This is a genomic window from Candidatus Protochlamydia naegleriophila, from assembly GCF_001499655.1.
In the GTDB taxonomy this organism is placed as follows: domain Bacteria; phylum Chlamydiota; class Chlamydiia; order Chlamydiales; family Parachlamydiaceae; genus Protochlamydia; species Protochlamydia naegleriophila.
Genome location: NZ_LN879502.1, coordinates 2,674,028 through 2,688,328 on the forward strand (window position 1 = coordinate 2,674,028; position 14,301 = coordinate 2,688,328).

Here is a 14,301-nt window from a genome sequence, read left to right on the forward strand (position 1 = left end):
CTTTTTGAAAATCCAGTTGTGAAAAATATTTAATTTTGATCACCCAATTCGAGAAGCATGGCTTGGAGGAATTGGACTCTAAACTTTGGCTTATCAATAATTTAAGTAAAAATGATCGACCATCCTAATAAACCAAAATTCAACGATATGAATGCAATAGAAAAACGCGCCTTATATAACTTGTTACGCATGAATTGGCTCAATGATCCGCACATGAAAGTCAATCCATGGCAAGTTGAAGACTACCGCATTCTCTCTTTTCCAGTGCTTTTTGAACGCTTGAAACGATTAGATGTGCAACTTGATCGTGCCAGCTTCATCGCCTATGCCGATGAATGCGACTCTCCCGAAGATTTAACCGAACAACTAGTAGGCGACCGCGAACTTAAAGCCGACCAAGAAGATCAAATCTATTTGCTTGTTTTTGAATTATGGCGCAGATTACTTACTGAAAAGCCCTCTTTATCGATTTTATGCAATGAGCTCGACCATCAAATCTTCCTTTACGATAGCGGCGAACTATCCGATCCGAGCCAGTTGCATGACGCCTTAGCTAGTTTTATTGTGATTTTAGATGAGAATGTCGATGAAGGGGTGCCTTCTAAAGAGGCCCTGCAACTGATTTCTACCCATTGCGCCAATGACATCGAAACATTCCTCTACGATTTCATTTCAGAGCAGATCGATGAAGAAAATGAATCATATGCCCATGATTTATTAGATGATTTTTCCGCCTATCTGGAAGGCAATAAATGGTTTGACTTGCTCCGCGCACGGCTCATGGGGCAATCTAACCGCAAATCGGCAAACAAACAGCTCACACAACTGCTAGAAGAACACCTAGAAGAAAAAGATCTGGAATTCAACCTCGAACTCCTCTCTTTTATGACCGAAATCGGGGATTTCCAAACTTTCAAAATGCTTTTAAAACGCACTGTTTCCCTGATTCAAACCGAAGAAGATTTTCACGATCTTCTCCATATCTGCGCAGATTACTGCCACCGGCTCGATAAAGAAAATCAGGAAACACTCATTCAAAGCCTTTTACAAAAGCGACCCGTTGCGCTTAACCAAGCATTCAATCAAAAAGATCCAGATTTAAAAACATTGCTGACCATTTTCGATAGCTAAAGACCCATCGAAAATCTCATCACCTTTAGATTACCGACACCTTCATTTTTAGGTGTTTGCAAAAACCAAGCAACATTCTTTATTCGTTGAACTGGTTCAAAATCAACATCTTAAAAATTGCCCCAGAAAGGTTCCTGAAGATGCTCAAATAAATTCTGCATCTTGACTTTAATGGTAAAAAAAATAGATAACAAAGGCAATTCACTACAACCTATTGTAATCCTACGAACCACCAACTACAAGATATTGTATTTGCACTAAAATTAATACCTTAAGAGGAGAGCGTATACCATGACCAGACCAACTGCCAGAGCGATGGCCACCGCTTTGCGAACTTATCACCGGCCTGTTAGAGAAGGGGATACTCAGTTAGAGACTTGGGATCAAGTTGTCGACCGTGTGATTTCCCATCAACGTTGGTTATGGGAACGCGCATTAGGCCGCTCTCTCAATGAAGTGCAAGAAGATGAATTGGAAGAAGTTCGCTCGCTCATTCTAAGCCGTCAAATCGCTCCAGCTGGCCGAACCCTTTGGTTGGGCGGTACAGAGCTAAGCCGTACGCGTGAATCGAGCATGTTTAACTGCTCTTATACGCATGTTGAGACAGTATATGACGTTGTTGACGTCTTATGGCTGCTCCTGCAAGGATGTGGAGTTGGATTTAGACCAATTACAGGAACCTTAAATGGCTTCCGCCGCCCCTTACAAGACATTAAGGTCGTCCGCTCAAACAAAACCGACAAGGGTGGCGTTCAAAATAACGTTGAAACATACGATCTGGAAACCCAGACATGGACCATTAAGGTCGGCGATTCGGCCATTGCTTGGGCAAAGGCTGTTGGTAAGTTAGTGGCTGGAAAGTTTCCTGCTAAGACCCTTGTTCTCGATTTTTCCGAAATCCGTCCAGCGGGAACGCGTTTAAAGGGCTATGGCTGGATTTCTTCGGGCGATGAGCAGATTGCAAAAGCATTTAAATCCATTGCCAAGATCTTATCCGACCGTGCCGATCAACTATTGACGCGTATGGACATTTTAGACATCGTGAACTGGCTTGGTACAATCCTCTCTAGCCGCAGATCTGCACAGATTGCCTTGTTTGAATATGGCCAGCCAGAATGGGATGATTTTGCCATTGCTAAAAAAGAGTGGTGGATAACAGGCAATGCCCACCGTCAACAGTCAAATAACAGCCTATTATTCCGTGCAAAACCTTCAAGGCAAGAGTTGGAAAAAGTTTTCCAACTAATGCTAGAGTCGGGTGGGTCAGAGCCTGGCATTATCAATGCTGCCGAAGCAGAAAGACGCGCTCCTTGGTTTAAGGGATGCAATCCTTGCGTAGAAATCCTGCTCGGTAACAAAAGCTTCTGCAACTTGACAGAGGTCAATGTGCTGGCATTTAAAGGAGATAAAGTAGGCCTCGAAAGAGCCTTATATCTCGCAGGACGCATGAACTATCGTCAAACAATGGTTAACTTGCGCGACGAAATTCTGCAAGAAGCTTGGCATCTCAACAATGACTTCTTGCACCTTTGTGGAGTTGGCTTAACAGGCGTGAGAGCGCGCCCTGACTTGACAGCCTATGACTTTAAGCGCATGCGCAATATCACCGTCAGCGCGGCTTATAGCATGGCAAATGAGCTCAATTCACCTCTGCCCAAAAACGTCACTTGCATTAAGCCAAGCGGAACGATAAGTAAAATTATGGGAACTGAGGAATGGGGTGAAGTACCAGAAGGCATTCACATGCCTCTCGGCAAGTATATTTTCAATAATATCACCTATTCCAAACACGATCCGCTCGTAGATAAGTTCCGTGCATCTGGCTATACCGTTGTTGAAAAGCCATATGAACCTGAATCAGTACTGGTTAAATTCCCAGTAAAATTCGAAAACGTTCCATTCACGCGCACAAATGTAACCAGAAAGAATGGAAAAGTGGAAGAAGTGGAAGTCAATACCGATTCGGCTGTTTCTCAGCTCGAGTGGTACAGCCTCCTTCAAACAACTTGGTGCGAGCAGAACGTTTCGAACACGGTCTCTTATGACCCATCGGAAGTTCCTGCCATTATCGACTGGCTCATGAAGAATTGGGATTGCTATGTTGGCGTTTCCTTCCTATTCCGCAATGACCCAACCAAGAATGCTGAAGATTTAGGATATGCCTACTTGCCGCAAGAAGTCATCACCAAAGAGGCTTACGAAGCATACGTTGCCAATTTGAAAGAGATCGACTACTCAGGCATCCACATTCGCGATGATGATTTAGCAGAAGCTTGCGCCACAGGTGCATGCCCGATTCGCTAAGTATTCCCCATTGATTGAAGCCAACAGAAAGCAGCCGCTTTTTGTTGGCTTTTTTCTTGAACTTAACAAAAAAACTTTCTATATCTTGATCTCTTTAGCCATCTTTTTCGAGGGTCAAATGTTTAAAAACATTCGCTTATACACCACCGCTGTTTATTTAGGGGCCTGTCTTTGCCTATTTGGCTCTTTACAAGCCGAAGAGCCCTTCTCTTACCAGCCAGCTTTGGACCCTCAAACAGAACTCTTTTTAAAAGACTTTAATCGCATCCAACAGCAGCCTTTCGATAAACTCGACGTCTCTACAATGAGGCAAACCCTACCGCCTAGCAGCACCACTATTCCTGTCAAAAAGACTCAGGATCTTAACATTAAAGGCCCTCTAGGATTAATCCCTATTCGTATCTATACCCCTGAAGGGAAAGGCCCATTTCCTGTCTATATTTCCTTTGAAGGAGGCGGATGGGTAGCTGGCAACTTAGATAGCAACGATGCGATTTGCCGCGAGATTTGCAAACGGTCTGGATGTTTAGTCGTTTCAGTCGAATACCGCAAGGCTCCTGAAAATCCCTTTCCCAAGCCATTAGAAGATTGTTATGCTGCCACAGCTTGGATAGCTGACCATATCCAGGAATTTAACGGCAATCCTAAGCTGCTAGCCGTTGGCGGCGACAGTGCAGGCGGAAATTTAGCCGCGGCCGTCACACTGTTAGCTCGTGCTAAAGGCCCTTTCCTGCGCTGCCAAGTTCTCATGTATCCTGTCACCAATTTCGATTTCGACACCCTCTCATACTATGAAAATGCTGAAGGCTACTTGCTAACTCGCGATATCATGAAACGTTTTTGGTCGCTTTACTTGAATGGAGCCGACGGCAAAAATTCGCTCGCCTCACCTCTGCAAGCCAACCTTTACAAGCTTCCTCCAGCCATGGTCATCGTCGCTTATTTTGATCCCTTACGCGATGAAGGGCTCGCCTATGCCTATCAATTAAAAAAATTCGGTGTGCCGGTAGTCTTAAGGAATTACCCAACCATTCATGGCTTCATTAGCTTTGGCAATCAATTGAAATTAAGCCATCAGGCGCTCGCTGAAATTTCCCAATTTCTCAAACAGCAGATGCGCTAGACACGATAAAACGGAATAGAGTGCAGCCAGACTCATTGCGCAGGAAAGCCCTTAAACACAACGCTTGCCTGCAGCTTCTTAAGCTGGATTATCAGCAATTTTGATTGGCTTGAAGGAATTAAGATAGTCGCACGCCGTTAGCTGATAGCTAATACCATTGCGCACGCCGAATAGTGTCAGATGGGGTTTGACATTGTGAAGATGGCCGAAAACGCAAATCTGCACCCCGTACTTTTCTAACAGACGGCTCACGTCAGTCTCCTGCAAGTTTGGCCCAACTGGCGGATAGTGGGTCATGGCAATGCGCAGCTTAGCCTTAGTATCCATGGCCTTTAGACTGCTTTCTAGACGAACAAGTTCTCTCTCATAAATTTTTCGACTCTCATCCGATTCATCCGTCTCGGTTAATTTCTTCACACAAGCAAAGTCTTTAAAATCGATGATTTCATTAAAACTCAATCCTGGGACATCCCATAGACGGGCTCCTGCAATGCTCGCCCCATTCCAGTTAAAGCTGTTATTTTGAATCAGATGGCAGGAAGGTGGCAAAATAGTCTTGATCTTTGACAAAGAACTCCACCAATAATCATGATTGCCCTTCAACAACACCTTCGTTCCAGGTAATTGGCCTATCCAATCCAGATCAAGGCGTGCTTCTTCCAAGCGCATGGCCCAAGAAATATCGCCCGGAATTAACACAAGATCATCGTCAGAAACAGCTGAGCGCCAAGCCTGCTCAATTTTATCGGTATAGTTTTCCCATTGCTCACCAAAGACACGCATGTGCTTGCTGGGAACGCCAAAAGAAAGGTGGAGATCGGCAATAGCCCAAATTGTCATGACTAACTCGAAATATTTGAAGGCTTAAGACCCATAAAAATGGGTCGAGAATGACTTGTTATAAAATAAACCCGTCTGGAAGCGAAGCCCCTCTTGGAACAATGATGATACCATCGCGTATAAACACCTGATCACCGTCATAATGAGTCATTTTTTGCTTATTGATGAGCTGCACGCCCTTGCCAAGGTGGACGTTTTTATCGATAATGGCTCGCTTAATAATGCAATTTTCCCCTATCTGAGGAAAGGGTGGCAAACGGGTATGATCGCTAACAGGAGAGATATAGTAATCATTTCCCATCAAATAAGAATCGCGAATGATGGACCCTTTATGGATAACTGTACGCGGACCCAATACGCTATGGGTCACTTCATCTGCTTCCAGAATCGAGCCTTCGCAAAGAATACTTTGTTTAACCTGGCAATTGAGAAATTTTGCCGGAGGCAAGTCGTAGCGATGGGTATAAATCGGGCGCGTCTCATTGTGGAAATCAAAAACCGGATGAGCCTCCGTCAAAGCCATATTAGCCTGATAAAACGTCTCAATCGTCCCAATGTCTTCCCAGTATCCTGTATAGAGATAGGCAGCCACACGCCCTGTTGCCACCTTAGTAGGAATCAAGTGCTTGCCAAAGTCCTCGCGAGTATCACTGAAAAGCAAATCAACTAAGGCTTTGCGTTTAAACAAGTAAATGCCCATCGATCCCAAATAATTGCGCTTACTAATCGCTTGTACGCCAGCCCGCTGCAAAATATCCGGAGAAGCCTTAAGGCTCTGCAAAATGGCTTTATCTTGCGGTTTTTCGTAAAAATCGGTAATAAAATCGCGCTCATCTACCTTTAAAATGCCCATTCGAGTAGCATCCTGCGCATTAACCGGCAAAGCCGCAATCACGACATCTGCATCAGTTTTTTTGGCAAAATGAACCATTTCACGAAAATTGATATTGTAAAGCTGGTCTCCTGATAAGATCAGAAAATACTCGACCGGGCTTTCCAATAAATAGTCAATATTTTGACGCACAGCATCTGCTGTTCCCAAAAACCAGTTTTTCTGCCCCGGCTTTTGCTCAGCCGTTAAAATCTCAATCGATCCCCCTGTCCGCCCTTGCATATAGGTTTGAAAGATGTGATGATGCAAGGAAGACGATAAAAATTGAGTCAAAACAAAAATTTTGTGGCATTCAGCATGAATAGAATTAGAGATGGGGACGTCGATGAGTCGATATTTTCCACCAAAATTAATTGCCGGCTTACAGCGCGAGAGGGTCAGAGGATAAAGGCGCGTTCCTTCTCCACCACTTAGGATTAGACTCGCTACTTGTCGCATATCGACTGACGCAGGAATTGAGTCTGTAACGCGGGATGTTCGAGAAGTGAGATTCTTTAGTAAAGTTAGAGTAGTCATTGTCACACGATATCTCTACTATGATTCATGAATTGTTACCGTAGCATAACGCCTCATTAAAACGAAAGGGTTATTCTCTGAGCTTTGGCAAGGAGCCATTTTTCAAGATCAGAACTTTTAAGGCTAAATCACTTAAAAACCAGATTATTCCACTGAAGCGCACTAATGTCTATTCCCTTAAAGAGACGTAATATCTGCTGCGGACGCTTACGCATTCAACGGATTTTCCATTTACTTGTAATCATATGAATCCATCTTAGGGCTGTCACTCATATTTCAGCCGGAGTCATTTGATCGTTGTATCACCCTTTAACTCGATAGCTGGAAAAAAATCGCCACAGATGGTGTAAAGGCCAATCATTTTGAAGTGCATAATATCCTCCAAAAAAATATTACATAAAAGTGTCTCACTGAAGAAGCGGGCACTTCCCAAATTCGGCCCCAGTTCATGCTTAATTTAAGGCATGAAGCTAGGTTTAAACTTTCAATGTCTCGCATCACCACCCGATTTTCCAAAGCCGTTTAAATTACCAATACACTCTATAGGGAAAAATTAGCGAATCGATTATGATGATGGTTTTACTGAGGAGTTAAGGAACGAAACATGATCAATTTTTCTGCTCTGCTGGAACGGGGACGTCAATTTTTTGCTTCACCCAAAAGGCGCAATGGATTATTCCTAGCTCTCTTTTGCCTTATCCTTATCCTAATTATCCGAGGATGCTCTTCTTCGCCCTTTCACAATAATGTCTATACAATTGGTCAAGACGTTCAATGGTCGAGCCTGAATGTCATGAATAAAGAGCGGGAACTCTCAGCACTTAACCTGGATCTGCTTTCAGCAATTGCTAAACAAGAAAACGTTAAATTCAGCTTGTTCCCAATTGCCAGCAACTCCCTGATAAGACTACTTGAGACGAAAGAATTGGATGGAATCATCAGCGCCCTACCACCTACCCCCATCAATCAGTCCATCTACACATTCTCTGAGCCCTTCTTTCCGCTCGGCCCCGTGCTTATCATCTCTGCCAGAAGCCCCTTAAAGGGATGGAATGAAATGGCTGTTAAAATTATTGGCGTCCAATCCAATGTACAAATGCTTTTAAATCTCGAAAAAAATCCTTCCATTCAACTTCGCTTGTATGACAACATATTGAGCGCCCTTGCCGATTTAGACGATCACCGCATCGATGGCGTCATTTTTCCTGCCTTGCCCGCCTACATCTACACCAATACTTTCTACGAAGGAAAATTAAAAATAGCCACCGCCCCTTTAACCGATGAAAGCCTCCGGCTCGTTGCCCTAAAGAATGAACGGGGACAACAGCTCATCAACACCTTCAACCAGGGCTTAAAAGAACTGCAAACCAATGGCACCTATCATCAATTGCTTAGCCGCTGGGGATTTATGGACTTCGAAAAAATCGAAGAAAATTAACCATCTCATGGCTCCCAAAGCCATGTAGCCAATTATTTAGAATAGTTTAAAAAACTAACTAATTTATTACCTCCTTTTTATTAAATCGAAAAATTCCTTTCTTTTTAAACACTACTGCCAAAATACACAAACAACTGGCAAGCAAAAACTTAAGATGTTTAAATAAAGCTCTTTTTTATTAAAATCGATTGATATAAATATAAAGATTGAATAAATTAAGTTTTTTTGTGTTTTATAAACTTATAGTCAACAGAATAAACTTAAGTATAAATTTTTTTTCAAATTTTAGTTTTAGCAGGTTAATATGAATCCTACTGAACTCGTTGGTAGTCAGCCTGAACTCATTGGCAGTCAGCAAAAGCCCCTTCACAATGGAGAGGTTCTTACTCCACAAAAAAAAACAAATGTTAGCAATCCATTTGGATTTTCACTTCCCAAACAACAAGGAAGTTCACCGCGGATACGCAGTACCTCTCAATCGATTCTTCCCTCATCAAGCGAGCCTTCCCCTTCCTCTTCCAAATCTTTAGAGGAGATCAAAAAGAAGTTCGAGTCGAAAGGTGAAGAGGAAAAGCCTTCGAGATCTCGTTCCGGATCCAAAGAGGTACCACAAACGTCTTCTCCTCAAACGACAGTGAGTAGTTTGGCAAGAAGTTCGGGACTTTTCTCTCCTCGCAAGAACTCGACGCCTTCTCCTCACCAGTCTCCCTCCTCTACTTATACTTCTCCACAAAAGATTTCCCCTTCAGAGTCCACTCTTCAACCATCCATGTCCGATCTTTGCCAAAGGGTCATGCAATTTGCGTTAAAGCTGGAGCAAGCGAGGGTGGAAGCCGAAAATGAGATGGTTATTTTGAATGAACAAGAAGGGAATACTGGCTATGAAACGCTTTTTAAGCAGATGATTCATGATCAGGTGGGAGAAGAATGGAACTCATTAGGCCCTCTGCTCACAGAGGCCTTTAAAAAAGGAAAGCAGCGCCCTCGCAGCTTTAATGGAAGAAATGTGGGTGCCTTGCTTGACAACTACTTTTCGCAAACAGAAAGCTCACCCCAACTATCTCAAAGCGAATTGATCGCACAGGCCATGAAAAAGGGCGGCGACGATCTAACGTGTTTTAAGATCAGCCTTGGCTTCTATCAAGATTTGCTTCTCGATGTCTCCAAAGATTTTATCCAAGATCCAAGCAATGCCAAAAAGATTCGGCAATTTTCTAATGGCCGGCAAGGCAAGCCTCTCCTACATTTTTTTGACGACCTGAAAGAGATGGCAAAAATCTTTAAAAATATGCGAGCCACCAATCTCCTGCATAAAAAATACCTGAAAACTGTAATAGACAAATTTATTTATTCTTTCATTAAGAGCATTCAACGCGCCAAAGAGATCAAAGATCTGAAAGAAACAGCTGCCATAAACCAAACGACAGCCAAGCACTGCAACAACTTTGGCCTCATGATCGATGATTGCGTCCTACAATTGAGTAAAAAATTTGCCACAAAGTATCAGGCCACGTCCGATGAAATTGTCCAGAATGTGCAGCATTGCTTGACGACAAAAGAATTCGGCACATTTAAAGCGGATTTTAGACGGGCCATTCTTGGCAACTTTTTTAGCATTCACACCCATTCAGGACCTGCACTTGAACTGTATTTCCCTGAGTTAAACTGGGCTCAAGAAATTGACGAAACATCTTCTACAGCCACCTTCGACACTCTTCCACAAGAGATGCAGCATTGGCTGGCTCAGTACCGTTCAGACATTCAATGGGGCCAGTTAAAGGCTGGAGAATTGCATACCCATCTCCAAACAATCAATCAAAACTCAACTATAGAACTGCATAAACGCCTCAAATCACTGCTCATATTCTTCATGGAACAAGTCCAGCTAGATCTTAATGGCGAGGAGTGTCAAAAGCTTTTAGCCATTATGGACAACAACGAAGAAGATTCGAAGGCTGCTAACGTAACGCAGATGTTTGATCGCTTCGAAAGAGTTTTCCTGGAAGTCAAAGAAGCAATATCTAAGCCTCTGCTCCAAAAAGGAATAGACAACTTAGGGGTCTCGGAAAGCGAGCTTTTCCAATCACTAGAGTTGGAAGGAATCATGAAACTCGCTCCTCTTTTGAGAGCCTTTTATCAAGGAATTCTACTGGAAATCCACGCCCGAACCTTTACACTGCATCGCAATTTAATTAACGACCCCACTGTCAAGAATGAGCGAACACCCAAAATCATCACAGAATTCGGATCAGAAAATGTGACTGACAAGGTACCAGATAATGTCACCAAAACCATGCGTATGACCTTTGACAAAGGCCAAATCCAAATCGAGATTAATCGTTTGGGGCATATGCAAGGACATCGCGGCTGTTTGATACAATCTTGCATGCTACTCACAGCCTCTTTGAAAGATCTCAAAAAATGGAACGTCACTCCGAGTATGATCATTTCCCTCCCATCCGTCCAATCAGAGGATTTGGATGAGAAGTATATGGAACTCATGAAAACACTTGAAATCATGGGCATTCCCTTTAAGTTAGGTCAACTGAGTACCAACTAAAATTAAGCTGATTGCTTGATAGTAATGAGGCCTCATAAGCATTTATGAGGCCTTTATTTTCTCCAGCCCACATTATTTCACCACCTCTTGCCACACGATAGAGGCTTATTTGCTTATGTTTACAACAAATTAACAGCTACTCTATCCACCGTAAACCAACGACTAATCGCAAGGAAAGACAATTGAAACCATCCCTCTCAGACTAATCAAAACACTCTATCTGGAATCTTATTATGGGTCATTTTTATTTTAGCATGCATGGCAGCACACCACATCTAACTCTATATCCGCCAATTTCCAATTCCAATCCTGTTGAGAGACAGGCAACCGACTGCACCTCAAGACATCTCCAGCAAACCACCCAACCTCCTGCACCTCTGAATGGCATAAGGTGCAATTGGCTGCTCTTTCTCTCGAATTTAAAGGTCGACGAATGGTGGAAAATAGGCGTTGCCTTGGCTTATCAATCCCATTTTTCTGAAGAAGACTTGCGATTGATTTTTAGCCGCGAAGCACAAGTGAGGCTGGCTGTGGAGCAGGCGCAACAAGTGCCCTACTTTCAAACCCATCCATCCATAGTGAATCTGTATCGGCAAGTTCTAAAACCGCTAGCCAATCAAGCGAAATCTTTCTTAATTAATCGCACAGCCTATACAACCATTATCGCGGCTACAGAAAAGGGACTAGCCCTCCAAACAGGCATTCAGGCAATCAAACAGGCGACGCTGATCAATGCTGATCTGTCCCCTGAACTATCAAGCCAAGAAGTCTATCTATTGCCGCCCTTCAGCGTGATTAAAAAATGCAATGAAAGGGCAGAAGAAGAAGAGTCCTTGATGGAGGGGCTCTTTGCATTCCAAATAAAACGCGGCCTTCTTTCCTCGGCTAAAATTGAGCGTCCTATACTGAAACGATGGGGAATTTCTCTTGCAACCACCCAAGATATAAGCAGGGGCTATTATTATTCGGCACTCGAACAAGATGAAATTTTAAAAGCATCCATTTTTAAACGCCTTCATCAACACTCTCAAGAGCTTTATGAGGCATGGATTGAAGACATTCCGCTCGAGTCTGACAATTTAGACGTCATTCGAAACCGCGTCTGGACTTATCAACAGGATCAGTTAGAAGAAAGCTTGACTATGCATCAATTATGGGAAAAGCATCAGGCCAACTTGCTTAATATGGATGCCCTCATCCTGCCGTTCAACCAAACAGTTGCCACGCTTTTTTCAAAATATTGGCTATTTAGAGACGCCTTAATGAGTCGCATGCCCCCTGCCAATCATTCCTTTACTTTTACCTATCAGCAACCGGCTGAAAATGCCAGGCTATCTTTTCGAGAACTGCAAGGAAGATATCTAAGAGGCAGGCTCAACCCAGAAGCAACCATTCAAGAACTCGGTCAAACGATTCAAGATTTGATCCTGAACGGTTCAGATCTGGGCAAGGCGTTGACCAAGGATGCGCCTGTCTTGGATGAGCCGCTATTGACCCCTGCATTTCCAAATTTAAGCATCCAACAAGCCTTTGAGGCGTGCGAAAAGAAAAAATGGATTTACCGGGTGGATGAAACAGCTCATTGCACTTCTTTTAAAGAACTGTTTCGCCAATTCCTGCTAGGTAATCGAATTTCTAATCTAAAAGCCCATTCCTCAAACTCTTGGCAAGATGAGATCAAACAGGCTCTCTATCAGACCAGATGGAAACTGATCATGCCGGAGCTTTATTTTTATCGGCGAGCAGCAGCTAGCGAATGCGAAGCAGAAGAAGAACTCGAACTCGATCTTATATTGAACCCAGCGGATTCGCTGTACGTCAAACCTTTTCTAAATGAAATGATCCTCTTAGAAGATTTGATAGAGAATCCCCCTCTTTTTGAAGCCATCCAAAAAAGGATCGATGAACGCTCTCAATATAAAGTTTTTCTAACAAGCCTGTTTCAATGCCTGGATTTGTACCACAAAAATATTGGCGTAGCCCCTTGTTCTAATCTGCAAGCAGAGAAGTTTAAAAATACAACATTCACTATTTATGATTATTCAAACGAAGATATGAAGGAGAGTCAGATGCCAGATGGAGAGCAGCGATCCTTTGATGAACTTCGTAAAGATTACCTGCTTGAAAGGATTTTTCCAGAGACTTGGATTGCTTATCATGATGAAAATGAGCACTTGGTGGTAGCTCAACTGGCGCACCTCACTCTTCTTTCTCAAGCCTTGAATAGCCAATGGGAATGGGTATTTTTTGATTTCGATCTTTGCTTAGGCGAAAGCAATACATTTCAAAAAGTGAAATGGAAAACCATGAGCAAAACTTTAATTCCTCTTCGTAGCGCATTCCTTAGCCTAGCCTATAAGCATGAACCCCTCAATGCTTTTACTCTGGCTCAGATTGAAAATGGCGATGAAAGAAATGCTCAAATGGATGCTTGGATTAAACGCCTCGATGCACCTATCCGCAAACGGTTGTCTAAAAATGTGCAAAAACAGATCGATACCCTATTGGCTATTCTATTGCAGCGTCCCACCTATTCGATCAGCCAAACTCGGGAAGATGACGAAGAAGGATGCCTAAAAACCATACAAGCGCGCTTTGCCGTTGACTTAGCAGAGATGCAAGATAGTCATCAACAAATGATCTGGGAGCTATTGGAACAAGAGCTTAGCCATGCGAGCATCTACAAAAATGAGACGTATGAAAGCCTCGCAAAGCGTCATAAACAAGATGTGGAGCAGTTGCGCGTGTTAAATCAAAATCAAGCACTGATTCCCGGGTGCCAAGCAAAGATCTCCTATTCGTTGACAAAAGAAGAAGATAAAAAAAGGAGATTCAAAATCGGCTGTCAGCTCTTTCCAAGGCTCACATGGAAACAACAGAAAGCCCTTTCAGACAGGCAAGCTGCCACTAAGAATTACTTGCAAAATTTTCGCCGCTTACAAGAGTTTATGGGAACTCCACAAGAGACTTTAGAACTCTTAAAAAAATTCATTCATTCTCCTCTCTACGCCAAGAATGAAGCTCATGCAATGGCACATGAAATCCAAACCAAATACCTGCAATTCTTGCAAAATCCTTTTCTATTAAAGCGGTTAAAGAGCCTGATAGAAAGGCAGTGCCAGCCAAGTTTATTTAACCTAATGGCCGTCATGTATCCCCATCTGAAAGACAGTTATGCCCTCACTACTGCATGGATAAGCATTAGCCATGCAACCGGAAAACCTGGAAACTTTATAGGGGATTATAACTATCCGCTCGAAAGGCTCATTGAAGACGTTCAAGCCAAATATCCACCGAGTAGCGATGCTTACAAAATCAGCCAAGCTCTCGAACAAGCTATTCAAAATGAAAAAGATCCTTACCTCTTTTTTGTATTCTAGCAGCAAATTCAAAGCCTACTGTCTTTAACTCGTGAACTTCTTGCACATAGAGGCCGCTCTAGCGGCCTCTAGCCAACATGACCGTCTTTAAGACTTGTCTATTTCAAAAGCCATTAT

Annotated in this window: 8 protein-coding genes; 6 read left to right on the forward strand and 2 right to left on the reverse strand. The window is 43.0% G+C overall.

The genetic code is table 11. The features are described from left to right. Positions 1 to 213: 213 nt before the first annotated feature. From PNK_RS11365 to PNK_RS11375, 3 genes are all read left to right on the forward strand, one after another. Positions 214 to 1,131: a hypothetical protein gene (locus PNK_RS11365; protein ID WP_158021802.1), complete on the forward strand. Its 918-nt coding sequence runs from the start codon at positions 214 to 216 to the stop codon at positions 1,129 to 1,131. Positions 1,132 to 1,422: 291 nt separating this feature from the next. Further along, positions 1,423 to 3,435, forward strand: a complete 2,013-nt coding sequence (gene nrdJ, locus PNK_RS11370) for a ribonucleoside-triphosphate reductase, adenosylcobalamin-dependent (protein ID WP_032124569.1) — start codon at positions 1,423 to 1,425, stop codon at positions 3,433 to 3,435. A 118-nt stretch (positions 3,436 to 3,553) separates the two neighbouring features. Then, the gene (locus PNK_RS11375; RefSeq protein ID WP_158021803.1) at positions 3,554 to 4,558 is read left to right on the forward strand and encodes an alpha/beta hydrolase; all 1,005 of its coding nucleotides are present in this window, start codon (positions 3,554 to 3,556) and stop codon (positions 4,556 to 4,558) included. Between the two features lie 78 nt (positions 4,559 to 4,636). Here PNK_RS11375 and PNK_RS11380 read toward each other — a convergent pair whose 3' ends face one another. Together PNK_RS11380 and PNK_RS11385 are read right to left on the reverse strand one after the other, a co-directional pair. Next, positions 4,637 to 5,398, reverse strand: coding sequence for a metallophosphoesterase (locus PNK_RS11380; RefSeq protein WP_059062126.1), 762 nt, complete (start codon positions 5,396 to 5,398; stop codon positions 4,637 to 4,639). A gap of 58 nt (positions 5,399 to 5,456) precedes the next feature. Next, a complete protein-coding gene (locus tag PNK_RS11385; protein WP_059062127.1) occupies positions 5,457 to 6,806 on the reverse strand; it encodes a sugar phosphate nucleotidyltransferase in 1,350 nt (449 codons plus the stop codon). Positions 6,807 to 7,410: 604 nt separating this feature from the next. Between PNK_RS11385 and PNK_RS11390 the strand changes: the two genes are divergently transcribed. The 3 genes from PNK_RS11390 (at position 7,411) to PNK_RS11400 (ending at position 14,184) form a co-directional block, all read left to right on the forward strand. Next, positions 7,411 to 8,244, forward strand: coding sequence for an ABC transporter substrate-binding protein (locus PNK_RS11390; protein ID WP_059062128.1), 834 nt, complete (start codon positions 7,411 to 7,413; stop codon positions 8,242 to 8,244). A 304-nt stretch (positions 8,245 to 8,548) separates the two neighbouring features. Then, positions 8,549 to 10,804, forward strand: a complete 2,256-nt coding sequence (locus PNK_RS11395; RefSeq protein WP_059062129.1) for a hypothetical protein — start codon at positions 8,549 to 8,551, stop codon at positions 10,802 to 10,804. Positions 10,805 to 11,037: 233 nt separating this feature from the next. Further along, on the forward strand, positions 11,038 to 14,184 hold the full coding sequence (locus PNK_RS11400) for a hypothetical protein (RefSeq protein WP_059062130.1): 3,147 nt from the start codon (positions 11,038 to 11,040) through the stop codon (positions 14,182 to 14,184). The last annotated feature ends 117 nt before the right edge of the window (positions 14,185 to 14,301 follow it).

Coding starts and splice junctions, on each gene's coding strand:
- PNK_RS11390 (WP_059062128.1), top strand. CDS start 7,411: ATGATCAATTTTTCTGCTCTGCTGGAACGGGGACGTCAATTTTTTGCT.
- PNK_RS11385 (WP_059062127.1), bottom strand. CDS start 6,806: ATGACTACTCTAACTTTACTAAAGAATCTCACTTCTCGAACATCCCGC.
- PNK_RS11380 (WP_059062126.1), bottom strand. CDS start 5,398: ATGACAATTTGGGCTATTGCCGATCTCCACCTTTCTTTTGGCGTTCCC.
- PNK_RS11375 (WP_158021803.1), top strand. CDS start 3,554: ATGTTTAAAAACATTCGCTTATACACCACCGCTGTTTATTTAGGGGCC.
- PNK_RS11365 (WP_158021802.1), top strand. CDS start 214: ATGAAAGTCAATCCATGGCAAGTTGAAGACTACCGCATTCTCTCTTTT.
- PNK_RS11395 (WP_059062129.1), top strand. CDS start 8,549: ATGAATCCTACTGAACTCGTTGGTAGTCAGCCTGAACTCATTGGCAGT.
- PNK_RS11400 (WP_059062130.1), top strand. CDS start 11,038: ATGGGTCATTTTTATTTTAGCATGCATGGCAGCACACCACATCTAACT.
- nrdJ (WP_032124569.1), top strand. CDS start 1,423: ATGACCAGACCAACTGCCAGAGCGATGGCCACCGCTTTGCGAACTTAT.